Source organism: Labrys neptuniae (assembly GCF_040797145.1).
Classification (GTDB): Bacteria; Pseudomonadota; Alphaproteobacteria; order Rhizobiales; family Labraceae; genus Labrys; species Labrys neptuniae.
This window is the reverse complement of sequence record NZ_JBFNQD010000012.1, coordinates 1-23,623: the sequence shown is the minus strand read 5'-3', so window position 1 is coordinate 23,623 and position 23,623 is coordinate 1. Positions and strand designations below refer to the sequence as shown.

The 23,623-nt window shown below is 63.7% G+C and carries 20 protein-coding genes; 11 read left to right on the top strand and 9 right to left on the bottom strand.

Going from position 1 to position 23,623, the window contains the following annotated elements; all coding sequences use genetic code 11:
- Nucleotides 1–72: 72 nt before the first annotated feature.
- Entirely contained in the window at nt 73–1,548 is a 1,476-nt protein-coding gene (gene zwf, locus ABXS05_RS26245) for a glucose-6-phosphate dehydrogenase (RefSeq protein WP_311934355.1), read from the bottom strand.
- Here zwf and ABXS05_RS26240 point away from each other — a divergent pair.
- The 4 genes from ABXS05_RS26240 (at nt 1,526) to ABXS05_RS26225 (ending at nt 6,121) form a co-directional block, all read left to right on the top strand.
- Nucleotides 1,526–1,651, top strand: coding sequence for a hypothetical protein (locus ABXS05_RS26240; RefSeq protein ID WP_311934366.1), 126 nt, complete (start codon nt 1,526–1,528; stop codon nt 1,649–1,651). The genes zwf and ABXS05_RS26240 overlap by 23 nt on opposite strands.
- Before the next feature lie 136 nt (nt 1,652–1,787).
- The gene (locus ABXS05_RS26235) at nt 1,788–2,333 is read left to right on the top strand and encodes a cytochrome b (protein WP_367625896.1); all 546 of its coding nucleotides are present in this window, start codon (nt 1,788–1,790) and stop codon (nt 2,331–2,333) included.
- A gap of 184 nt (nt 2,334–2,517) precedes the next feature.
- A complete protein-coding gene (clpB, locus tag ABXS05_RS26230) occupies nt 2,518–5,118 on the top strand; it encodes an ATP-dependent chaperone ClpB (protein ID WP_311934319.1) in 2,601 nt (866 codons plus the stop codon).
- 295 nt (nt 5,119–5,413) lie between these two features.
- Nucleotides 5,414–6,121 (top strand): DUF899 family protein, encoded by a 708-nt coding sequence (locus ABXS05_RS26225; protein WP_367625895.1) that lies wholly within the window; start codon nt 5,414–5,416, stop codon nt 6,119–6,121.
- Nucleotides 6,122–6,197: 76 nt separating this feature from the next.
- On the opposite strand, the gene ABXS05_RS26220 is transcribed toward ABXS05_RS26225, so the two are convergent.
- The 4 genes from ABXS05_RS26220 to ABXS05_RS26205 form a co-directional block, all read right to left on the bottom strand.
- Nucleotides 6,198–7,250, bottom strand: a complete 1,053-nt coding sequence (locus tag ABXS05_RS26220; RefSeq protein WP_311934317.1) for an ABC transporter substrate-binding protein — start codon at nt 7,248–7,250, stop codon at nt 6,198–6,200.
- 95 nt (nt 7,251–7,345) lie between these two features.
- Nucleotides 7,346–8,140 (bottom strand): ABC transporter permease, encoded by a 795-nt coding sequence (locus ABXS05_RS26215; protein ID WP_367625894.1) that lies wholly within the window; start codon nt 8,138–8,140, stop codon nt 7,346–7,348.
- 4 nt (nt 8,141–8,144) lie between these two features.
- Nucleotides 8,145–8,999, bottom strand: a complete 855-nt coding sequence (locus tag ABXS05_RS26210; protein WP_311934315.1) for an ABC transporter permease — start codon at nt 8,997–8,999, stop codon at nt 8,145–8,147.
- Nucleotides 8,996–10,063, bottom strand: coding sequence for an ABC transporter ATP-binding protein (locus tag ABXS05_RS26205; RefSeq protein ID WP_367625893.1), 1,068 nt, complete (start codon nt 10,061–10,063; stop codon nt 8,996–8,998). Before ABXS05_RS26205 ends, ABXS05_RS26210 begins: the two co-directional genes overlap by 4 nt.
- A 184-nt stretch (nt 10,064–10,247) precedes the next feature.
- Here ABXS05_RS26205 and ABXS05_RS26200 point away from each other — a divergent pair, with 184 nt between their 5' ends.
- Both ABXS05_RS26200 and ABXS05_RS26195 read left to right on the top strand, forming a co-directional pair.
- Nucleotides 10,248–11,087, top strand: coding sequence for an IclR family transcriptional regulator (locus tag ABXS05_RS26200; protein WP_311934313.1), 840 nt, complete (start codon nt 10,248–10,250; stop codon nt 11,085–11,087).
- Between the two features lie 53 nt (nt 11,088–11,140).
- Nucleotides 11,141–12,433, top strand: coding sequence for an NAD(P)/FAD-dependent oxidoreductase (locus ABXS05_RS26195; protein WP_367625892.1), 1,293 nt, complete (start codon nt 11,141–11,143; stop codon nt 12,431–12,433).
- A 24-nt stretch (nt 12,434–12,457) separates the two neighbouring features.
- Here the strand turns inward: ABXS05_RS26195 and ABXS05_RS26190 are convergent, their stop codons facing one another.
- The gene (locus ABXS05_RS26190; protein WP_367625891.1) at nt 12,458–13,792 is read right to left on the bottom strand and encodes an MFS transporter; all 1,335 of its coding nucleotides are present in this window, start codon (nt 13,790–13,792) and stop codon (nt 12,458–12,460) included.
- Between the two features lie 171 nt (nt 13,793–13,963).
- Here ABXS05_RS26190 and cyoA point away from each other — a divergent pair, with 171 nt between their 5' ends.
- From cyoA to ABXS05_RS26165, 5 genes are read left to right on the top strand one after another with little or no spacing between them, the layout of a single operon-like run.
- Nucleotides 13,964–15,148 carry a ubiquinol oxidase subunit II gene (gene cyoA, locus ABXS05_RS26185; RefSeq protein WP_376717635.1) on the top strand — a complete coding sequence of 395 codons (1,185 nt, stop codon included), beginning with the start codon at nt 13,964–13,966 and terminating at the stop codon, nt 15,146–15,148.
- A 30-nt stretch (nt 15,149–15,178) separates the two neighbouring features.
- Entirely contained in the window at nt 15,179–17,188 is a 2,010-nt protein-coding gene (gene cyoB / locus ABXS05_RS26180; RefSeq protein ID WP_367625890.1) for a cytochrome o ubiquinol oxidase subunit I, read from the top strand.
- A 17-nt stretch (nt 17,189–17,205) separates the two neighbouring features.
- A complete protein-coding gene (gene cyoC, locus ABXS05_RS26175; RefSeq protein WP_437178700.1) occupies nt 17,206–17,832 on the top strand; it encodes a cytochrome o ubiquinol oxidase subunit III in 627 nt (208 codons plus the stop codon).
- Nucleotides 17,829–18,218, top strand: coding sequence for a cytochrome o ubiquinol oxidase subunit IV (cyoD, locus tag ABXS05_RS26170; protein WP_367625888.1), 390 nt, complete (start codon nt 17,829–17,831; stop codon nt 18,216–18,218). Before cyoC ends, cyoD begins: the two co-directional genes overlap by 4 nt.
- Before the next feature lie 10 nt (nt 18,219–18,228).
- Nucleotides 18,229–18,960: an SURF1 family protein gene (locus ABXS05_RS26165; protein ID WP_311934307.1), complete on the top strand. Its 732-nt coding sequence runs from the start codon at nt 18,229–18,231 to the stop codon at nt 18,958–18,960.
- A 4-nt stretch (nt 18,961–18,964) separates the two neighbouring features.
- On the opposite strand, the gene ABXS05_RS26160 is transcribed toward ABXS05_RS26165, so the two are convergent.
- The 3 genes from ABXS05_RS26160 to ABXS05_RS26150 all read right to left on the bottom strand — a co-directional run bounded on the left by ABXS05_RS26160 (nt 18,965) and on the right by ABXS05_RS26150 (nt 22,836).
- The gene (locus ABXS05_RS26160) at nt 18,965–19,507 is read right to left on the bottom strand and encodes a response regulator transcription factor (protein WP_311934306.1); all 543 of its coding nucleotides are present in this window, start codon (nt 19,505–19,507) and stop codon (nt 18,965–18,967) included.
- On the bottom strand, nt 19,488–20,783 hold the full coding sequence (locus tag ABXS05_RS26155) for an ATP-binding protein (RefSeq protein WP_367625887.1): 1,296 nt from the start codon (nt 20,781–20,783) through the stop codon (nt 19,488–19,490). The genes ABXS05_RS26160 and ABXS05_RS26155 overlap by 20 nt, the downstream gene beginning before the upstream one ends.
- Before the next feature lie 112 nt (nt 20,784–20,895).
- Nucleotides 20,896–22,836, bottom strand: coding sequence for a peptidoglycan DD-metalloendopeptidase family protein (locus ABXS05_RS26150; protein WP_367625886.1), 1,941 nt, complete (start codon nt 22,834–22,836; stop codon nt 20,896–20,898).
- Between the last annotated feature and the right edge of the window lie 787 nt (nt 22,837–23,623).

Below are 23,623 nucleotides of genomic sequence, written 5' to 3'. Positions count from 1 at the left end.
CCGATGACGGCCAAAGCCGGCAGTTTGCCGGTGGCGGAGCGGTTCGCGACGATGCCGGTGGAGGGCCGATGCCTATTCCTTCCCGGCCGGTTTACGCCACACTCGCTCGAAGGGCAGGCGCCAGGCGTTGGGGGCGATGAGCTGGTGGATCGACTTCGGGCCCCAGCTGCCCTGGTCGTAGAGGCGCACGGGCGGCGGATTCTCGAGCAAAGGCTGGGAGACTTCCCAGAGCCGCTCGATGCCCTCGGCCGTGGTGAACAAAGTGTGGTCGCCGCGCATGGCGTCGAGGATCAGGCGCTCATAGGCCTCCAGCACGTCGCCGATCAGGCCGGTTTCGCTGAGGGCGAACTGCAGCGAGAGCTTATCGAGCCGGAAGCCCGGGCCGGGGCGCTTGCCGTAGAAGGAGAGCGAGACCTTGGAGGCGTCGGCGAGGTCGAAGGTGAGGTGGTCGGGACCCTGCGCACCCACGCCGGAGCCCGCCGGGAACATGCTCTTGGGCGGCTCGCGGAAGGCGATCGAGATGATGCGCTGGCCTTCGGCGAGGCGCTTGCCAGTGCGCAGGTAGAAGGGCACGCCGGCCCAGCGCCAATTGTCGATGGCGCATTTGAGGGCGATGAAGGTCTCGGTGTCGCTTTCAGGGTCGACGCCCGGCTCCTCGCGATAGCCGATATACTGTCCGCGCACCACCTCGCGCGGATCGAGCGGCACCATGGAGCGGAACACCTTGTTCTTCTCCTCCGAGATCGGCTGGGGCTCCAGCGCGGTCGGCGGCTCCATCGCCATGAAGGCGAGGATCTGGAACAGGTGCGTCACCACCATGTCGCGATAGGCGCCGGTGGATTCGTAGAAGGCGGCGCGGGTGCCCAGGCCCAGCGTTTCCGGCACGTCGATCTGGACGTGGTCGATGAAATTGCGATTCCAGATCGGCTCGAACAGGCCATTGGCGAAGCGGAAGGCCAGGATGTTCTGGGCCGGCTCCTTGCCGAGGAAGTGGTCGATGCGGAAGATCTGGCTCTCGTGGAAGACCTCGTGCAGGCGGGCGTTAAGGGCGACGGCACTGGCCAGATCCGTGCCGAAGGGCTTTTCCATGATGATGCGGCAGCGGTCGACGAGGCCCGCCTCCGACAGCATCTGCACGGCCGAGAGTGCGGCGTTGGGTGGCACGGACAGATAATGCACGCGGCGGGCTTCGGGGCCGAGTTCGGCTTCGGCCCGCGCCACAGCTTCCTTGACCGGGCCGGCACCGGCCGAGATCGGCACATAGTCGAGGCTGGCGGCAAAGGCTTCCCAATCGGCCTGGGAGACCTTGCGGGTGGAGAATTTGTCGAGCGCGTCGCGTGCGATGGCGCGGAAGCCGTCGGCATCGATGTCATCGAGCGAGACGCCGATGATGCGGCAGCCTGGGATGAAGCCGGCACTGGCCAGGTGGAAGAGGCCGGGGATCAGCTTGCGGCGGGAGAGGTCGCCCGTGGCGCCCACCAGCACCACGACCTGCGGCTTGCCCGGGCCGACGCGCGAGGAATTCTTGATCAAGGCTCTCGTTCCCATTGGTTTTGCACTGCGCCGGCGCGCCACGCCGCGGGCCGATCCAGGCCCGTCCTTGCCTGAAGCCGCCATCGCCGAGCCCCATACCGGTTCGAGGCAGGAATAGGGGCATAGACGGGAGGGATGATCAAGGGCGGCAAGAAAAAATGGGCGGCGCAGAATTAATTGGCCTGGCGCGGTCGATGTCATATCGTCGCCGCAGTCTTGCGCAGATTAGAATTAATCCAATCTGGAGTTCGAACATGCCCTCCGCGTCCTACCGCCCCGTTCAAAAAGCCCTGCACTGGGCGATCTTCCTGCTGGTGCTGGCCTGTTATGGCCTCACCTATAATGAAGTGTTCTTCGCCAAGGGGGACCCGATCCGGGACCTGTCCTGGTGGAGCCATATCTCGCTGGGCCTCCTGCTTACGGCCTTGATCGCCGCCCGTCTCCTCGCCCGCCTGGCGCTCGGCACCCCGCCCTTGCCCTCGACCATGTCGGGCATGGAGGTCGCGGCGGCGAAGGGAGCCCATTTCCTCCTCTATGCCCTGATGATCGGGATCGTCGGCCTCGGCATCACTCTCACCTGGCTGCGTGGAGATGCCCTGACCTTCTTTGGCCTGTTCACCATACCCGCCCCCGTGGCTCCCGACCGCGATTTGGCGCATCAAGTCAAGGAACTACATGAGTTGTGCGCGGATGGGATTCTGGTCGTGGCCGGCCTCCATGCCGTTGCAGCGCTCTGGCACCATTATGTCCGGGGCGACGATGTGCTGACACGCATGCTTCCCCGCCGTTCGGCGCGGTAGTGCGGGCAGGCGATAGACACCATTTGGCTTCTTGTTTGATCTGGCTCAGACTCTTGTTTCGATACCCCTTGTAGCTTCGTTCCGGCACCCCACATCATTCTCAGCGAATGCCTGCGGGGTTCGCAAATCTGTATGGCGCCTGGACGATGCTACGGGTCCCCGGGCGTGCTGGAAGGGACATAGAATGAATTTTGAACGCTATACCGAACGGGCCAGAGGCTTCGTGCAGTCGGCGCAGTCGCTCGCTTTGCGCGAGGGGCATCAGCAGTTCGCTCCCGAGCATCTCCTGAAAGTCCTGCTCGACGATCCCGAGGGATTGGCGGCAGGCCTCATCGATCGTTCCGGTGGCAATTCGCGCCAGGCGCTGAATGCCGTCGAGGCCGCGATCAAGAAGCTGCCCAAGGTGCAGGGCACGGGTGCCGGCCAGGTCTATCTGACGCCGGGACTCGCACGTGTGTTCGAGGCGGCCGAGAAGGCGGCCGACAAGGCTTCCGACAGTTTCGTCACGGTCGAGCGGCTGTTGCTGGCGCTCGCCGTCGAGAAGGATACCGAGGCCGGCAAGGCGCTGGCGGCTGCCGGCGTGACGCCCCAGAACCTCAACAAGGCGATCGAGGCCCTGCGCAAGGGCCGCACCGCCGATAGCGCCACGGCGGAGAACGCCTATGACGCCCTGAAGAAATATGCCCGCGACCTCACCGCCGATGCCCGCGAGGGCAAGCTCGACCCGGTGATCGGCCGCGACGAGGAGATCCGCCGCACCATCCAGGTGCTGTCGCGGCGCACCAAGAACAACCCCGTGCTGATCGGCGAGCCCGGCGTCGGCAAGACGGCGATCGTCGAGGGCCTGGCGCTGCGCATCGTCAATGGCGACGTGCCCGAGAGCCTCAAGGACAAGGCTTTGCTGGCGCTCGATATGGGCGCGCTGATCGCCGGCGCCAAATATCGCGGCGAGTTCGAGGAGCGCCTGAAGGCCGTCCTGAACGAGGTGACATCCGCCGACGGCGAGATCATCCTGTTCATCGACGAGATGCACACGCTGGTCGGCGCAGGCAAAGGCGAGGGGGCGATGGACGCGTCCAACCTCTTGAAGCCTGCTTTGGCACGCGGTGAGCTGCATTGCGTCGGTGCCACCACGCTCGACGAATATCGCAAGCATGTCGAGAAGGATCCGGCCCTGGCGCGGCGCTTCCAGCCCGTCTTCGTCGAGGAACCCACGGTGGAGGACACCATCTCCATCCTGCGCGGCCTGAAGGAGAAGTATGAGCAGCACCACAAGGTGCGCATCACCGACAGCGCGATCGTGGCGGCGGCGACCTTGTCGAACCGCTACATCACCGACCGCTTCCTGCCGGACAAGGCGATCGACCTCGTCGACGAGGCCGGCTCGCGGCTGCGCATGCAGGTGGATTCCAAGCCCGAGGAGCTCGACGAGCTCGACCGGCGCATCGTCCAGCTCAAGATCGAGCAGGAAGCCCTCAAGCGCGAGAACGACGACGCCTCCAAGGATCGCCTCGCCAAGCTCGAAAAGGAGCTGGCCGATCTGGAGGAGCGTTCGTCCGAACTCACCCAGCGCTGGAAGTCGGAGAAGGATAAGCTCGGCCGCGCCGCCGATCTCAAGGGCCAGCTCGACAAGGCCAAGAACGAACTGGCCGAGGCCCAGCGCCGCGGCGAGTACCAGCGCGCGGGCGAATTGACCTATGGCATCATTCCCAAGCTCGAAAAGGAGCTGGCGGAGGTCGAGGCGTCCGAAGGCAAGGTCGGCATGGTGGAAGAGGCCGTGACGGCGGATCATGTCGCGCAGGTGGTCTCGCGCTGGACGGGCGTGCCCGTCGACAAGATGCTGGAAGGCGAGAAGGACAAGCTCCTGCGCATGGAGGACGTGCTGGCGACCCGCGTGGTCGGTCAGGGCGAGGCCGTGCAGGCGGTTTCGACCGCGGTTCGGCGCGCCCGCGCCGGCCTGCAGGATCCCAACCGGCCGATCGGTTCCTTCATCTTCCTGGGCCCCACGGGCGTAGGCAAGACGGAGCTGGTGAAGGCGCTTGCCGCCTTCATGTTCGACGACGACACGGCGATGACCCGCATCGACATGTCCGAATATATGGAGAAGCATTCGGTGAGCAGGCTCATCGGCGCGCCTCCGGGCTATGTCGGCTATGACGAAGGCGGTGCGCTGACCGAAGCCGTGCGGCGCCGGCCCTACCAGGTCGTGCTGTTCGACGAGATCGAGAAGGCCCATCCCGACGTCTTCAACGTCCTCCTGCAGGTGCTGGACGACGGCCGCCTGACGGACGGGCAGGGCCGCACCGTCGACTTCCGCAACACCCTGATCATCATGACCTCCAATCTGGGGGCCGAATATCTGGTCAACCAGAAGGAAGGCGAGGATTCGGACAAGGTGCGCGAAGAGGTGATGGCGGTGGTGCGCAGCCACTTCCGGCCGGAGTTCCTCAACCGGGTCGACGAGATCATCCTGTTCCACCGCCTGAAGAAGGCGCAGATGGGCGCGATCGTCGATATCCAGATGACCCGGCTGCAGAAGCTGCTCGACGAGCGCAAGATCACGCTGCATCTCGACGATGCCGCGAGAACCTACCTTGCCGACAAGGGCTACGACCCGGCCTATGGCGCACGTCCGCTCAAGCGCACCATCCAGCGCCTGGTCCAGGATCCGCTGGCCGAGATGATCCTCTCCGGCAAGGTGAAGGACGGCTCGACCATCGAGATCGGAGCGACCGGTTCGGGCCTGGTCATCGGCGGCCAGGCAGTGAATGCCAGGGCGGCGTAAGGAAATATCAGCCGAAAAACGAGAAAGCGGGCCTTCGGGCCCGCTTTTTTTTATGGCAGCTGAAGCTGAAACAGCCACCACATGAATCGCGGCAACTATGCGCTAGAGCAAAACGCGTTCAAGTGTGAACGCTTATTTTCTCAAACTTTTTGTCCCGACGCGTCTTTGCGATTCTTGGCGACTCGGTCAAATCGCAAAACGCTATAGGCTCAAAAATGGAACCCGATTGTCGGGTCCGTGCGTTGAGAAACGTCCTTGGAGCGTAGCGCCATCGACGACAATCGAGGAGAAACGCATGACCGCGACCATGAGCGGGCTGAAACCCGCCACCGAACTGGCAGCCTTGAACGAGGCCCGGATCCCGAATGAGAACGAGGAGTATCGCCGCGCCCGAACCGCGCTGCTTGCGGAGGAAATCGAACTTCGCCGCCATATCGAACGCGTGGCAGAAATGCGCCGCGCGCTGCCGCCGGGAGCACCCGTGACAAAGGATTATGTCTTCGAGGGGGAGAACGGGCCTGTTCGTTTCGCAGACTTGTTCGGCAGGCATGAGAGCTTGATCGTCTACAACTACATGTTTGGTCCCGAGCGCAAACGCCCGTGTCCGATGTGCACCGCGCTCCTCGGCGCGCTGGCGGGTAACGCGCAGGATATCCAGCAGCGCGCGGCGCTTGCCGTCGTCGCGCGCGCGCCGATCGGGCGGCTCACCGATTTCAAGCAGGAGCGGGGCTGGCGGCATTTGCCGCTCTACAGCGACACCAGCGCCGAATTCGGCCGTGATTTCGGGACCTGGCGCCCGGACGGGGATTATCCGGGCTACAATGTCTTTACCCGGCGCGACGGCTCCATCCGTCATTTCTGGGGCGGCGAGATGGGCGGCATGACCGCCGATCCCGGGCAGGACCCGCGCGGCGCACCCGACTTCACGCCGCTCTGGAACGTGCTCGACACCACGCCGGAGGGGCGCAATCCGCATTGGTATCCGAAGGTGGACTATGATTGACCGATAGCGACAGTGCTGCGAGGCAGCACGGCTGCGCCGGGGCCGGCATGGCCGGGCCGGTCCGGCGCAGGTGATGTCAGCGCTCGATGGTCTTGTTCCAGCGATTGTTCCATTCGGGGCGCTTGGCGTTGATGGCGTCCCAATCGAGCGTGATGACGGTCTTCATATAGCCGTTGAAGGCATCGAGCTTGGATTGGGCGACGGGATTGGAGGCCTTGGTGCTGGGATTGGAGGGAATGATGTTGCCGGCATTCAGGGCCTTTGCCTGCGCTGCCGCCGACATCAGATAGGCGGCCAGCTTCTGCGACAGCTCCGGCTCCGAATTCTTGGCGGTGACGCACTGGGCGATCATCAGCAGCACCGAGCCTTCCTTGGGCTGGACATATTCGACCGGCAGGCCCTTGTCCTTCAGATTGCCGATCGCCGTCGGCGTCAGCGGGAAGATCGCGGCTTCGCCCGTCTGCACCATTTCCGACAATTTGGCCGAGCTTGGAATGAACTCCAATACGTTGGGGGCAATGTCCTGCTTGATCTTGGTAAAGCCCGGCTCGACATTGCCCTCGCTGCCTCCTTCGATGCGGTTGACCATCAGCAAGGCATGCAGGCCATAGGTCGAGGTGGCGGCGGATTGGAAGACGAGCTTGTCCTTGAATTTCGGGTCGGCCAGGTCGAGCCAGGAGGTCGGCGCCGGCCAGCCATTCTCGTCGAAGATCTTCTTGTTGTAGCCGATGCCGGTCATGCCCATGTCGATCCCGGCTGCCATGTCGCCCTTGATGCGGGCGCTGGCCGCGATTTCGTTCAGTTCGGGCGAGGGCTGCAGCTTTTCGCACAGGCCCGAGGAGATCGCACGCATCATCACACCGTCATCGAGGAAGATGAGATGCATTTGCGGGTTGTCCTTGGACGCCGTCGCCTTGGCGAGGATGTCGGTCGAGGTGCCGGGCACGACGACGATCTTCACCCCATTGGCTTTCTCGAAATCCGGGAAGACGGCTTCGGTGAAGGTCTTTTCGTAGGGACCGCCATTCATGCCGACATAGAGCGTCTTGTCTTGGGCCAGTGCCGCAGATGATGCGCTGATGGCCACGGCGAACGATGCGGCGGCTCCTGCCAGAAATTTCAGGTTCATTCCAATCCCTCTCGTGATGTGCAGGCCCATGTCGGTTTTCGGTTGTCGGCCTGGCGCGGACCTGCACCCCGCGTGGGCCATTTTCCGGAAGGTTCTTACCCTTTGCCGATCAGCACCCTGTCGAGCCCGAAGGCACGGTCGAGGATCAGCATGGCGCAGGCCGTCAGGGCGATCATCAAGGCCGAGACCGCCGCCATCATCGGATCGATCGACTCCGTCGCGTACATGTACATGCGCACCGGCAGCGTGACGGTCGATGGAGCAGTGACGAAGATCGACATCGTCAGTTCGTCGAAGCTGTTGATGAAGGCGAGCAGCCAGCCGCCGGTGATGCCCGGCAGGATCAGTGGGGCGGTGATACGGCGGAAGACCGTCCACTGCGAGGCTCCGAGCGTTCTTGCCGCATGCTCGGCACTGCGATCGAAGCCGGTGAGCGCCGACAGCACCAGCCGCAAGACATAGGGCGTGATGATGACGGCATGGCTCAGCACCAGCCAGGCGAAGCTGCCCTGCACGCCGATGAGGGCGAACAGGCGCAGCAGGGCGACGCCGAGCACCAGGCTGGGAATGATCAGCGGCGAGAGGAACAGCGCATTGAGGGCGTCGCGCCCGGGGAACTCGAAGCGGTCGATGGCCAGGCCCGCCGGTACCGAGAATACCACGGCGATCGAGGCCGAGAGTGTCGCGACCCAGATGCTGTTCCAGAACGAGGCGACGAAGTCGGGATGGGCGAACACCGCCTTGAACCAGCGCAGGGATAGGCTGGTGGCCGGCAGGGTCAGGGTGTTTTCGGGGGTGAAGGCGACGATGCAGATGACCACCAGCGGCGCGAGAACGAAAGCCACCACGAGCGTGTGGAAGATGAGGGCGAGGGGGCCATTCTTCTGCATCGATCTACCCCAAAGCCTTTCTCGCCCGCGACTCGACGATGCGGTTGTAGGTCACCATGATCGCGAGATTGGCGACCAGCACGACGATGGCGATGGTGGCTCCCAGCGGCCAGTTCAGCTCCTGGAGATATTCGTCATAGACCAGTGTCGCCGCCATCTTGAGGCGGCGCCCGCCGAGCAGGCCGGGGATGGCGAAGGCGCTGGCCGACAGGCCGAAGACGATCAGGCTGCCCGAGAGAATGCCGATCGTCGCCTGCGGCATGACGATGCGGCGGAAGCTGGTGAAGCGCGAGGCGCCGAGGGTACGGGCAGCCGCCTCGACCATGGGATCGAGTTTCTGCAGTGCGGTCCAGACCGGGATCACCATGAAGGGCAGCATCACATGGACCAGCGCGATGACGATCGCCGTTTCCGTGTAGAGCAGCCGTACCGGCCCGAGCCCCATCAGTTGCAGGGCGGCGTTCACTAGGCCGGTCGGGCCGAGCAGCATGCTCCAGCCAAAGGCACGCACCACCACCGATACCAGCAACGGCCCGATGATGACGAGGAGGAAGACGGAGCGCCAGGGTTCGCGCATGCGCGAGAGGATGTAAGCCTCCGGCATGCCGATCAGCGCGCAGATTGCCGTCGTGATCGCGGCTATCTTCAGCGTTCGCCAGAAGATCCCGAGATAATAGGGGTCGGTGATCACCTTGACGTAGTTGTCGAGGGTGACGGCATCACCAATGCCGGTCGAATAGTCGTAGACGCGGAAGGAAAGCGTGACCGTAAGGATCAACGGGACGATCACCATCACGGTGAACAGCAAGAGGTTCGGGCCCGCCAGCAACCAGGGGATGGCTCCCTTGCGGCCGGTCATGACGCGGCACCCGGCAGGGGTAATTCCAGGCGGGCGCTGGCGGCATCCCAGCGCAGGGACACCGCGTCATGAGGGCCAGCCGGCTCCTGTCCGTCGTTGGGAGCGGAAACGGTCAGGGGCCCGGCTGGTGTGTCGACGTTGAAGAGCCAGTAGCTGCCGAGGAAGAAGCGCGAGGCGATGCGCCCGTCGACCACGCCCTCTCCCGGCCTGCCCAGCAGGATGCGTTCCGGACGAATTGTCAGGGTGATGGCCGCCCCGTTCTCGGCATGGTCGGCCTGTGCCGGCAATTGGCTTCCGCCTGCCAGCGCGACGCCGAGAGCGCCGTCGGTATGCCAGATCGCCTCGAGCCGGTTCATCTTGCCCACGAAGCCTGAAATGAATGGCGTGGCCGGACGCTCATAGAGGCGATAGGGCGGGTCGACCTGCGTCATCCGGCCGGCTTCCATCACGACCACGCGATCGCTGATCGACAGGGCCTCGGCCTGGTCGTGAGTCACCATGATGGTCGTGGTTCCCACGCTTTGCTGGATGCGCCGCAACTCGAACTGCATCTCCTCGCGCAGCTTGGCGTCGAGATTGGACAGAGGTTCGTCCAGCAGCAGCACTGGAGGGCGGATGACCAGGGCACGCGCGATGGCGACGCGTTGGCGTTGTCCACCGGACATCTGGCGCGGATAGCGGTCCGCAAATCCACCGAGTTGGACGAGATCGAGGGCTTCGGCGACGCGCTTGTCGCGCTCCGGTCGCGATACGCCCCGCATCTCCAGCCCGAATGCTACGTTCTGGGCGGCCGTCATGTGCGGGAAGAGGGCGTAGTTCTGGAATACGATGCCAAGACCGCGTTTCTCGGGCGCAAGGCCCGTAATGTCCTGGCCATCCAGCACGATGCGCCCGTTGGTGGGTTCCACCAGCCCCGCGATCATTTGCAGCGTGGTGGTCTTCCCGCAGCCCGAGGGACCGAGCAGCGAGATGAACTCGCCCTTGTGAATCGCGAGGTCGACGTCGCTCACCACAGTCAGGGCGCCGTATCGCTTCGACAGCGATTCCAAGGCCAGGAAACTCATCTCACCTCACAGAGAACGTTTGGGGCCTTCAGCCTTGGCGGAAGCGAGGCGATGGAAACGCATTGGGGACTAGGCAGTCAACATTAAATTCCGTAGAATAGAATTCTGAGTGATTTAATTCTGATATATAGAAAAATTATACATATAATGACTAAAATTTTCTGAAGTAAGGAATGCCATTGAGATGGTCGCTTCCGATGACATGGCGATTTCCACCGTAAGGCGGGCTCTGGAGCTCTTGCGCATCCTGGCTGGCGGTCCGCCGGAAGGAATGCGCCTGAAGGATATTGGCGAGGTGGTGGGCTATGGGCAGTCGATGGTCCACCGGCTCTTGCAGGATCTGATCCTGGAAGGCGTCGTCGAACAGGTATCCGGGAGCAAGCGTTACCGGCCGGCCCTGGAATTTTTCGTCCTGGCGGCGCGGATCGGGGAATCGAGCGGGCTGCGCAGATTGGCCGGGCCGACCTTGCTGCGGCTCTCGGCGACGCTGAGCGAGTCCATTTTTCTGCTGGTGCGTACCGGCTTTGACGCCGTCTGCCTCGACCTTGTCGAGGGGCCCTATCCCATCCGCTCGTTCACCGGTGATATTGGCGGCAAGGTGCCGCTCGGCCTGGGACAAGGGAGCCTGGCCATTCTCTCTCACCTTCCCGAGGCGGAGCAGGAAGCCGTGATCCGCTTCAACATGCCCCGGCTGATCGACAAGGGCTTCCTGGATGAGGCCACCTTGAGGGTGGCGATCGCCAAGGCCCGCGAACAGGGCTGGGCCGATCTCAACTCGGGCTTGATTCCCGGCATGGCGGGCGTCGGTGTTCCCGTCTTTGACGCGCATGGCCTGGCGGTCGCCTCGCTCAGCGTGGGCACGCTTGCCGAACGGCTGACGGAGAGCCGGCTCGCCGGCGTCGTCAAGGTGATGAAAGCCGAGGCCGAGGAACTCAGCCAGCGCCTCAATCCCTTTGACATGACGCTGCGTCACCCCATGCGCAGCCTGGCATTCGCCAAGCCCGTCTCCTCCGGGCGGAGCTAGAGGCTGCCATGGGCCATGGATAGCGTGCCGATGAACACTTGCGGGAGTGCCTGATGGCGCGTCTGACTTATCCGAACTATTCCAGCCATTGCGGATGGAATGCGATGCTGCCGGCGCGGGAGGCCCGTGCCGCGCTGGAGGGCGACATCCGGGTTCGCTATGCCGTCATCGGCGCCGGATATACCGGCGTGGCGGCGGCGTGGCGCCTCGCCGAGCTCGACCCCACCGCCGAGATCGTGCTGCTCGAATCCGGCAGTGTGGGTGAGGGCTCCTCGGCCCGCAACTCCGGTTTCCTCGGCCGAAGGGTGATGCCAAAGGACGCTTCCGACGACATGGCGGCGAAGGCGCAAATCCTGTCGCGCTATCAGGCGGAAGGGTTCGACTGGCTCAAGGATCGGATCGACGCCCACGGCATCGATTGCCAACTCAAGCGCACCGGCTATATCCGGACGGCCGCCACCGAACGCGGCAGGGCGGTCGTGGAGGCTGCCCGCGACATTGCCCGCAAGAACGCCATCCCCCATGAGGTCCTGTCACGGCTCGATCTGGAGCGGCGGATTGGCACGGCCTATTACACCATCGGCCTTCATCTGGAGGACAACTACCTGCTGCAGCCCGCCGCATTGATCCGTGGCCTCGCCGATGCGCTGCCATCCCAGGTGACGCTGCACGAGAACACGCCCGTGCTCGCCATGCGCCATGACGACAAATGGCGTCTGGAAACACCGAATGGTGTGGTTACCGCCGATAAGGTCGTGCTCGCCACCAATGGCTTCATTACCAAATTCGGCTATCTGAAATCGCGCCTGGTGACGATCTACACCTATGCAGCGGTCACCGCGGCGATGCCGGATGCCGACAGTCGCTGGGCCGGCGCCGATGCCGATTGGGGCGTCCTGCCCTCGCATCGCTTGGGCACGACGCTGCGCCGCATCGGCGACAACCGGCTGATGGTTCGCAGCCTCTATTCCTATGAAGATGAACTGGACGAGCCACGCGTCATCCGTGCCTTGAGGACACGTTTCGAGCGGCGTTGGCCGGCGCTGCGCCATGTGCCGTTCGAATATGTCTGGGGCGGGACGACGGCCTTGACCATGAACGGCTCGCCCTGGTGGGGCAGGGTGGATGAAGACCTCTATGCCTCCGGAGGATGCAATGGCGGCGGCATCGTCAAGGGAACGCTGCTCGGCAAGCATATGGCGGAAATGATGACGGGGCACGGCGACCAGAGCGAATTGTTCGCCTCGCTGGGACTGGCCAACTGGATCGCACCCGAACCGTTCCGCGCGATGGGATTCCGGGTGATTTCAGCCTATGAACGGCACCGCGCCGGCCTCGAAATGTAGAGGCCGGCAAAGCCGCAATACCGATCAGTCCTTTGAATCGCTGGTGCCCTTGCGGATGCCTTCGAGGTTGATCCACAGTGCAATCAGCGTGCAGACCGCGCCCGAGAGCAAGTAGACGCCGGAGGAGGCGAGGCCGAACCAGGAGGCCAGCGCCAGGGCGACGAAGGGGGCAAAGCCCGCGCCGAACAGCCAGGCGAGGTCCGAAGTCAGGGCCGCGCCGGTATAGCGGTAGTGGATCGGGAAATTCATGTTCACCGCACCCGAAGCCTGGCCGAAGGTCAGGCCGAGCAGGATGAAGCCGCCGATCATGTAGATGAGCTCGCCCGTCTGGCCGCCATTCAGCAATTGCGGCGCATAGCCTGAATAGATGGCGATCGCCATGGCACAGACCGCGATCAGGTTGCGTCGGCCGAAGCGGTCGGCGATCGGGCCGGAGGCGACGATGGCGGCGAGCCCGAACAGGGCGCTGAAGATCTCGATGATCAGGAACTGCACCACGCTCTCATTGGTCTCCAGCACCACCCAGGCAAGCGGGAACACCGTGACCATGTGGAAGAGGGCGAAGCTCGCCAGCGGCGCGAAGGAGCCGATGATGATGGTGCGGCCCTGGGCAGCCACCGTCTCCGCGATCGGCTTGGGCTGCAGTTCCTGGCTCTGAAACATCTCGGCATATTCGGGCGTGGCGATGATGCGCAGGCGCGAGAACAGCGCCACCACATTGATGGCGAAGGCCACGAAGAAGGGATAGCGCCAGCCCCAGTCGAGGAAGTCGCCCGGGCTGAGTTCGGTGTAGAAGAAGGCGAACAGGCCGCTGGAGACGATCAGGCCGAGCGGGGCGCCGAGCTGCGGGATCATTGCCCACCAGCCGCGCTGGCCTTCCGGGGCGTTCAGGCTGAGCAGGGCCGGCAGGCCGTCCCAGCTGCCGCCGAGCGCGATGCCCTGGCCGATGCGCAGCAGCGCCAGCAGGACGCCGGCCCAGGCGCCGATGGTGCCGTGATTGGGCAGGAAGGCGATCGCGGCGGTGGAGCCGCCGAGCAGGAAGAGCGCGATGGTCAGCTTGACCTCGCGGCCATAATGCCGGTCGAACAAGGTGAACAGCGCCGAGCCGAAGGGACGTGCGAGGAAGGCGAGGGCGAAGATCGCGAAGGAATAGAGCATGCCCGTCAGCGCATCGAGATGCGGGAAGGCAAGCTTGGGGAACACCAGCACGGAAGCGATGGCATAGACGAAGAAGTCGAAATATTCCGACGTCCGGCCGATGATCACGCCGATGGCGATCTCGCTGGGCGTGATGGTGTGGCGCTTGGCGCCGTGCTGGCCCGCGGCCCCGGCCGGATGCATGGAAGTCGTGGTGCTCATCGTCCCTCGGCTTTCTCCAAAGCCCCTAGCCCGCTCGACGGAAGCCGTGCAGTATGGGGGTCCCTTGCGTACCTATTGCCGTCTTCATGATGATATTGTCATTGGACAAAATGTCCAATGGGCAGCCTGAAACCGGAGGCGTATCGGCACGACATGCGAATGCTATCCCGAATGCCGTCCCTTAGCTCCGTCCGCTTGCGCAAGCTTGCCCGCCTGGCCATGGCACTGCCCCTGGCGGGCCTGCTGGCGGGCTGCAATGCCGTGGTGCTCAGTCCCTCCGGCGACATCGCCGCCCAGCAGCGCGACCTCCTGGTGTTCTCCACCGTGCTGATGCTGGTGATCATCATCCCGGTGATGGCGCTGACGGTGCTGTTCGCCTGGCGTTATCGCCAGTCCAACAAGGCGGCGCGCTACGAGCCGGATTGGGACCATTCGACCCAGCTCGAACTCGTGATCTGGGCGGCCCCGCTCTTGATCATCATCATCCTCGGCGCGATCACCTGGACGGGAACCCACCTGCTCGATCCCTACCGGCCGCTCGAACGCGTGGCCGCGGGCAGGCCGGTGACCAAGGAGGTCAAGCCGCTCGAGGTCCAGGTCGTGGCGCTCGACTGGAAATGGCTGTTCATCTATCCCGAATATGGCGTGGCCAGCGTCAACGAGATGGCGGCTCCCGTCGACCGGCCGATCAATTTCAAGATCACCGCCTCGGCCGTAATGAATTCCTTCTATGTGCCGGCACTGGCGGGCATGATCTATGCCATGCCGGGCATGGAGACCAAGCTGCATGCGGTGATCAACGCGCCGGGCGAGTATGAAGGCATTTCGTCCAATTACAGCGGCGCCGGCTTCTCGGGCATGCGCTTCCGCTTCCACGGGCTCGACCAGGCCGGCTTCGACCAGTGGGTCGCCAAGGTCCGTGCCGGCGATGCCGGAACGCTCGACCGCCCGGCCTATCTCGCACTGGAGAAGCCGAGCCAGAACGTGCCCGTACGCTATTACAATGCGGTTGCCGATGATCTCTATCACGCCATCCTGAACATGTGCGTCGACGCCAACAAGATGTGCATGGACAAGATGATGGCGGTGGATGCAAAGGGCGGGCTCGGCAAGGAGGGCATCAACAATGTCCGGCCGCTGCTCTACGACAAATATGCCCGTCGTGGTGCGGTGTTCGGCCCTGAGCCCTATTTCGTCTCCTCATTTTGCGAGGTGCCGCGGTCCGGCGCGCTCGATACCTGGAAGCGCAGCGTTCCGGCGCTGAGCCCCAAGCCCGCCGGCCTCACCGGGGCCAGCCTGTCGATCCCGCCCGCCTCCCGCCAGTTGCCGCAGCTCTCCGCTGCGCAGCCCGGCTAAGTGCAACCTCATTCACGAGCGGTTTTTGCCATGTCTTCTGAAACGGTTGCGGTGAGCCCGATCTTCGGTCGGTTTACGCTTGAAGCCATCCCCTATCACGAGCCGATCCTGGTCGCGACCTTCGCGGCGGTGGCCATCGGCGGCATCGGCCTCCTCGGTGTGCTGACCTATTTCCGCGTCTGGGGCTATCTGTGGCGCGAATGGTTCACCAGCGTCGACCACAAGCGCATCGGCGTGATGTATATCGTGCTGGCGCTGGTCATGCTGCTGCGAGGCTTTGCCGATGCCATCATGATGCGCCTGCAGCAGGCGATCGCCTTCGGCGGGTCCGAGGGCTACCTGCCGCCCCATCACTACGACCAGATCTTCACGGCGCATGGCGTCATCATGATCTTCTTCGTGGCGATGCCCTTCGTCACCGGCTTCATGAACTTCGTGGTGCCGCTGCAGATCGGTGCGCGCGACGTTTCCTTCCCCTTCCTCAACAACTTCTCGTTCTGGATGACGGCGGCCGGCGCGGCCATCGTGATGATGTCGCTCTTCGTCGGCGAATTCGCCAAGACGGGCTGGCTCGCTTATCCGCCGCTCTCGGGTATCGCCTACAGTCCGGATGTCGGGGTCGACTATTACATATGGGGCCTGCAGGTCGCCGGCGTGGGCACGCTGTTATCGGGCGTCAACCTGATCGCGACCATCGTCAAGCTGCGCGCGCCCGGCATGACGATGATGCGCATGCCCGTCTTCACCTGGACGGCGCTGTGCACCAACGTGCTCATCGTCGCCGCCTTCCCGGTGCTGACGGCGGTGCTCGCCTTGCTGTCGCTCGACCGCTATGTCGGCACCAACTTCTTCACCAACGACCTTGGCGGCAATCCGATGATGTATGTCAACCTCATCTGGATCTGGGGCCATCCGGAGGTCTACATCCTCATCCTGCCGGCCTTCGGCATCTTCTCGGAAGTGACGGCCGCCTTCTGCGGCAAGCGCCTGTTTGGCTATACCTCGATGGTCTACGCCACGGTGGTGATCACCATCCTGTCCTATCTGGTCTGGCTGCATCACTTCTTCACCATGGGCTCGGGCGCCAGCGTCAACTCCTTCTTCGGCATCACCACCATGGTGATCTCGATCCCGACCGGCGCGAAGATCTTCAACTGGCTGTTCACCATGTATCGCGGCCGCATCCGCTTCGAGCTGCCGATGATGTGGACGCTCGCCTTCATGCTCACCTTCGTGATCGGCGGCATGACGGGCGTGCTGCTGGCCGTGCCGCCGGCCGACTTCGTGCTGCACAATTCGCTGTTCCTGATCGCCCATTTCCACAATGTGATCATCGGCGGCGTGCTGTTCGGCATGTTCGCCGGCGTCAACTACTGGTTCCCCAAGGTCTTCGGCTTCCGGCTCGATCCGTTCTGGGGCAAGATCTCGTTCTGGTGCTGGGTCGTCGGCTTCTGGGTCGCCTTCATGCCGCTCTACATCCTCGGCCTGATGGGCGTGACCCGGCGCGTCAGCCATTTCGAGGATCCGTCCCTGCAGATCTGGTTCGTGATCGCCGCCTGCGGCGCCGCGATCATCGCCGTCGGCATCGCCGCGATGCTGATGCAGTTCTTCGTGAGCTTCCGCAAGCGCGAAGAGCTCAAGGACGTCACGGGCGATCCCTGGGATGCCCGTACGCTGGAATGGTCGACCTCCTCGCCGCCGCCGGCCTACAACTTCGCCTTCACGCCGGTGGTGCATGATCTCGATGCCTGGGCGGACATGAAGCGTCGCGGCTACAAGCGCCCGCTGGAGGGCTACAAGCCCATCCACATGCCCAAGAACACCGGGGCCGGCATCATCCTGGCCGGCTTGAGCGCGGTCTGCGCGGTCGCGCTGATCTGGTATGTCTGGTGGCTCGCAATCGCCAGCTTCGTCACCCTGCTGGCTGCGATCATCATCCATACCTTCAATTATAACCGCGACTTCCACATCCCTGCCGAGGAGGTGGCTACCGCCGAGAATGCCCGCACGCGCCTGCTGGCGGCGGCAGGAGAACGCTGATGTCGCAGACCATCCTGATGCCGCAGACCGAGGCCGCAGACAGCCGGGCGCCGGTCTTCCACCTGCCGGAAGAACCGCATCATCCGGAAGGGTCGAGCACCATGCTCGGCTTCTGGATCTATCTGATGAGCGACTGCCTCATCTTTGCGATCTTGTTCGCCACCTATGGTGTGCTCGGCGGCAATTACGCTGCCGGTCCCTCGCCCAAGGATCTGTTCGACCTGAAACTGGTGGCCTTGAACACCACCATGCTGCTGCTCTCCTCCATCACCTATGGCTTTGCCATGATCTCGATGCAGGAAAGCAAGGTCGGCTCGACCCAGGCCTGGCTCCTCGTCACCGCTTTGTTCGGCATGGCCTTCGTCGGCATCGAACTCTACGAGTTCTCGCACATGATCCATGAGGGCGCGACGCCGCAGCGCAGCGGCTTCCTCTCCGCCTTCTACACGCTGGTCTCCACCCACGGCCTGCACGTTTCCACCGGCATCCTCTGGCTGTTCACCTTGATGGTGCAGGTCGCCCGCTACGGCCTGACCTCGGCGAACCGCCGGCGCCTCATGTGCCTGAGCCTGTTCTGGCACTTCCTTGACGTCATCTGGATCGGCGTCTTCACCTATGTCTATCTGATGGGGATGCTGCGATGAGCGCCCACACCCACCAAGACTCCCACCACGGCGCCCATCACGACGAGCATGGCTCTTCGCATGGTTCGCGCAAGAGCTACCTGATCGGCTTCGGCCTTTCGGTGGTGCTGACCTTCATCCCGTTCTGGCTGGTGATGACGGGCGCGCTTGAGTCCAAGGTCGCGACCTCATTGATCGTGATCTCGCTGGCCGTGATCCAGATCATCGTGCACATGATCTATTTCCTGCATATGGACGCCAAGTCCGAAGGCGGCTGGAACCTGATGGCCCTGATCTTCACCATCGTGCTGGTGGTGATCACGCTGACGGGCTCGCTGTGGGTGATGTACCACCTCGTCAACAACATGATGCCGATCTCGGCGCATGACATGCGCAACATGCCGTGAGCCTGATGCGATGACGACGCCGGGTGGCCGGCCGGACCGGCCACCACGTTCTCGACGTGGTTTCACCGTCTTGGTGGCGGCTCTCGTCGTCGCCTTTGCCGGCTTTTGTGCCCTGGGCGTGTGGCAGGTCCAGCGCCTGGGCTGGAAACTCGACCTGATCGCCCGCATCGATGCCCGTATCCATGCCGAGCCAACGCCGCCGCCGGGCCCGGCAGCATGGCCCGCAATCGCTGCGGACAAGGACGCTTACCGCCGCATCCGCCTGGCGGGTGAATTCCTCGATCGCCCGCCCGCCTTCGTGCAGGCGACCACGGCGCGGGGAGGCGGCTTCTGGACGCTGTCGCCGCTGAAGACGGAGCAGGGCTTCGTGGTGCTGGTCAATCGCGGCTTCGTGCTGCCGGAAGAGCGTGCCAAGGCGGGCAATGCTGCCGGGCCGGCCGAAGTGATTGGGCTGCTGCGGCTCAGCGAGCCCAAGGGCGCTTTCCTGCGCAGCAACGATCCCGGGGCCGATCGCTGGTATTCGCGCGACGTGGCTGAAATCGCCGCCGCCCGCGGCCTCGGTGCCGTCGCTCCCTATTTCATCGATGCCGAGCGGCGGCAGGCCGGCGAAATTCCAGCCGGCGGCATGACGGTGGTCGATCTGCCCAACAACCATCTGGTCTACGCACTGACCTGGTTTGCCCTCGCCCTGATGACGCTTGGCGGGCTGGTCTATACCGTGCGCGAGCGAAGAGCGGGTTAATCCCTCATTTCAGCCGCCGCTTCTCCAGCTTGCGCGCCAGGGTGCGCCGGTGCATGCCGAGACGGCGTGCGGTTTCGGAAATATTGAATTCCGTCTCCACCAGCGTCTCGTGGATGCGTTCCCATTCGAGATTCTTGATCGAGGTCGGGGTCTGCGTGGTCGGCACGCTGGTGTCGCCGTCGCTGCGCTGGAAGGCCGCCTCGATATCGTCGGTATTGGAAGGCTTGGCCAGGTAATGGCAGGCTCCCAGCTTGATCGCCTCGACGGCGGTGGCGATCGAGGCAAAGCCCGTCAGCACCACGATCTTCATGACGGGGTCATGGCCATGCAGGGCCTTCACGCATTCCAGCCCCGAGCCGCCGGCAAGCTTGAGGTCGACCACGGCAAAGCCCGGTGCATGGCTTGCGAGCAAAGCCTGCATCGGTTCGAGGCCGGCCGCGACCTCCACGGCATAGCCGCGGCGCTCGAAGGATTTGCGCAGGGTTCGGGCGAAGGTCGCATCGTCCTCGACGATGATGAGGCGGCGTTCAGCCGGGGAGGGGGGCATCGGTTACTCCTTCGGGCGACAGCGTCGCCATCGGCAGGGTCAGTTCGACCAGGGCGCCGCCATTCAAGAGGTTCTTGGCCGTGACGGTGCCGCCGAGCTTGCGGGCGACATTGACGACCAGGAACAGGCCGAGCCCGCCGCCCGGCCGATTCTTGCTGGAATTATAGGGTTTGCCGAGCTGATCCAGTATGTCCTTGCCGAAACCCGGCCCTGCGTCGGTGACAGAGAGCGTGAGGCGGTCGCCGCGCCGCTCCAGGGCGATGCCCACCCAATTGGGCGAGGCTTCGAGCGCATTGTCGAAGATGTTGAACACCACCTGCTTGAGGGCGTTGTCCGAGACGATGGAGACATCCGTGCCGAAGGTGTTGTTGTAGTCGAGGCGGGCGGGGGAACGGCTGGCGCGCCATTCCTCCACGAGCTCGTTGAAGAAGCTGATCACGCTGGTGCGCCGGGTGCCTTCGCCACGCACCTCGCCCGATGACATCAGGATGCCGGTGACGATCGTCTTGCAGCGGTCGAGCTGGCCGCGCATTTCGGTGAGTTCGGCGGCGATCTCCTCGTCTTCCCGGAACATCGCCATGCGCTGCCAGTCGCTCAGGATCACCGAGAGCGTCGCCAGCGGCGTGCCGAGCTCATGGGCAGCGCCGGAGGCGAGCAGGCCCATGCGGACGATATGGTCCTCTTCGGCCGATTGCTGGCGCAGGCTTGCCAGATGGGCATCGCGGGCGCGCAGGTTGCGGTTGATGCGGGTGACGAAGAACACCAGCAGGATCGCTGCCAGCACGAAGCAGATGAAGGTGCCCTGGACATGCAGGTCGGCCAGGTCCGTGCCGCTCTGCACCGGGATCGGCAAGGGGCGGTTGAAGGTCGCCAGGCCGACGAAGCAGGCGCTGGTGGCCGCCAGCAGCGTCCAGGTCGACCATGCTTCCAGCAGGACGCCGCCGATGATGACCTGCAGGAGGTAGAGATAGATGAAGGGATTGGAAGCGCCGCCGCTCAGATAGAGCTGTACGGTGAGGGCGGCGACATCGAGCATGAGCTCGAGGAAGAGCTCGGTGTTACCCACCAGACCCTGGCTGCGCAGCCGGACCAGGCCGACGACGTTGAGCGCGACCAGGAAGCCGATCACCACGGCCATCTCGAACAGCGGCAGGGGAATGCCGAGCACGAGGTCAACGAACAGGATGGTGATCACCTGCCCGATCACGGCGAGCCAGCGCAGCTGGATCAGCAGGGCAAGGTTTTTCTGGTCGGTGGTGTCACGAATGGTGGTCATGACAACTTACTAGAGCGTTTTCCAGAAAAGTTGATAGCAGAACGGTTGGCGAAAATGCCGCGGGGGCGGGCCGTCGTCGAGCCATTGCCGGCGGTTACCCGGCCTCAGCTCCTCAGCTCTTGTTGGTGCCGGTCGTAATCTCGGCGACGGGGGCTTTGCTCATCAAAGCGTTGATGCGGTCGCGCTCGGCCTTGAAGGAGGCGAGCAGCTCGCCATTGAGCTCGCGGCCCTGCGGCAGCTTGATGCGCATCGGATCGACGAAACTGCCGTTGATCTTCACTTCGTAATGGATATGCGGGCCCGTCGCCAGGCCCGACTGGCCGAGATAGCCGATGACCTGACCCATCTTGACCTTGGCGCCGACGCCTGTGCCCGAGGCGAAGCTGTTCATATGCGAATAGGTCGAGAGATAGCCGTTGGCGTGCTGGATCTCGATGTGGCGGCCATAGCCGTTGGTCCAGCCGGATTTGACGATGGTGCCGTTGCCGGTGGCCAGGATCGGCGTGCCGACCCGGTCGGCCCAGTCGACACCGGTATGCATCTTGTAATAGCCGAGGATCGGATGGCGCCGCATGCCGAAGGTGGAGCGCATCTCGCCGCCATTGATCGGCTTGCGGGTCAGGAATTTGCGCGCCGATTTGCCGTCCTCGTCGTAATAGTCGACCTGGCCGTCATCGGGACTGGCGAAATGATAGTAGCGCTTCAACTCGCCATTGACGGTCAGCGCCGTATAGAGAATGTCGCCGACCGGGTTGCCGGCGTCGTCCTGCTCGTAGAACAGCTCGAAATTGTCGCCCGGCCGGGTGTGGCGGGTGAGGTCGACGTCATAGGCATAGACGCGCAGCAGGCGCTCGATCATTTCCTTGGGCACCTGCTGCTTCAGGGCCGTCTCGTAGATGGAATAATAGAGGCGGATACCGGTGCCGCTGTCGCCTTCATCCTCGTCGTCGCCGCCCTGATTGTCCTGGGCGTTGGCGGCGATGTCGGTCGAGCTCGGATCCTGTACGGAAACATAGCCGCCGGTATCGGCAAGCACCACGGTGCCCAGATGCTTGTCGGCATTGTAGACCGACAGGCGTACGGGCCTGGAATGGGGGTCGTCCTCCTCGCCCGGAGCGACCAGAACTCGTAGGCGGAGCCCGCCATGCAGCTTGCCGGCATCGCCGAGCGCCTTGGCGATCTCCTGGACTTCCTGCGGTGTTGCGCCGAGGCGCCCCAGAATGCCGGCGAGCGTGTCCTTGTCCTCCACCGTGATGGTCTGCTCGCGGGAGGAGACTTCGGGCGCCGTCTTGGCGATGTTGGTGAAGTTCTCGGGCACGATGGTGATCTTGAGCGCCGAGTCGGGGTCGGTCTGCACGTCGGTCTCGCGCAGGGCCGTCAAATCGGCGCTCTCGGCGCGATCGTCGTCGGCGGCGAGCGCCACGAATTGCGGTGGGATGATCGCGGCGGAGGGATCGTTACCTTGGGTCTGTGCCCGCACCAGCGCGAGCACCTGCTCGTCGGGCAGCAGGGGGCCGGAGGTCGGCTGGAAGTTCACACCGACGAGGTCGCGGTTGGCCACGGTGACCTCGCCGTCGTCGGGCGCCTGCTCGACATGGGCGGTGGCGGGCGCCAGGGCCGCGTCCGGATCGGCGGAAAGAGCCTGGGGATTATAGGGAGGCACCTGGGAGGCGAGGGGGCCGGAAGCAATCTGCAGGCTGGCGAGCACGCGCGCGAAGGGCTTGACCTTGATGACGTCCTTGTCGCCCACCTTGGTGGTGGTGGAGACGCGAATGACCTGATGCGCTTCCATCGTATCGGTCTGGATCAGGATACGATCGGTCTTCTGGGTAGAAGTCTGGGCCTCGCTCTCGCGCACGACGGTGGGGGCGATCTGCGGTGCATGGCCCACGCTGTATTCGCCGTCCAGAGCGGCATAGACGGCTCCGCCCATGAGGCCGGCACCGCACAGGCCCGTGAGGACCGTTCCCGTCAGCCAGCGGATCGAGACCTTGCGCCGATCGGGCGCTCGCCCGCCATCTGCCGAAAGCGGCGCCTGCGTTCCGGGATCCACGATCCCGTACCGATCCTGCCGCCTGTCTCTATAGGTCGTCCGTGGTGACAAATTCGATCGTTCCGCCAGAAATACGCTGAACCCAAAACGCCGAGGCGTGAGGCGGGCGCATGGTTGGTAGGAAGTTGCCCTTTTCTTGGGGGCGGACCGTGCCCTAGCTGGGCGCGCCGGTCAATTCCAGATCCATCTTAACCCCTGATCAATTGGGCCGATTTGGGGCGATGCATGACGATTCCATGAAATTCGGGGTGGAATTGATGATCGGGCGGCTGCCCATATGGAGCGGGGATAGGATCCGAGGGGCTAGCTTATGAAACCCGCGCGCGCTGCGCGCGCGCGAGGGCGAGGGCCGTGCTTTGAAAGGAGGGCCGGGACGGTTGCGTGTCGAGGTCCCGAACAGGGAGACGGCGTCCAGGGCTTGAAATACCTGTGTCGAATATCCATGTAGTGACAAGCGGTTAGCGGGGGACGCCGGGTAGCTTTCCACAGGCCCTCCAAAAAAAGCGTCATGCAACCGTCAAAAAAATGAAATCGACTGTTGACGGGCGGAAAGAGCCCCTCTATACAGCACCCATCGACGGACGGCGCTGCCGCGAATGAGCGGCGGGGCTGATTTGTTGCCTCTTCTGCTTAAGATCGCAAGGTTCTGAACCTGGTGAGAGCTGGGTCGAAGAGGCGTCTGGAAGATTGAACGGGTTCGGCTCGTTCCAGCTATTTGACAATTGCATCGGAAGAAAGAGAAGCGTAGGCGACGATGTCCTTGCGGATGCTGATTGAGAGATTGGCA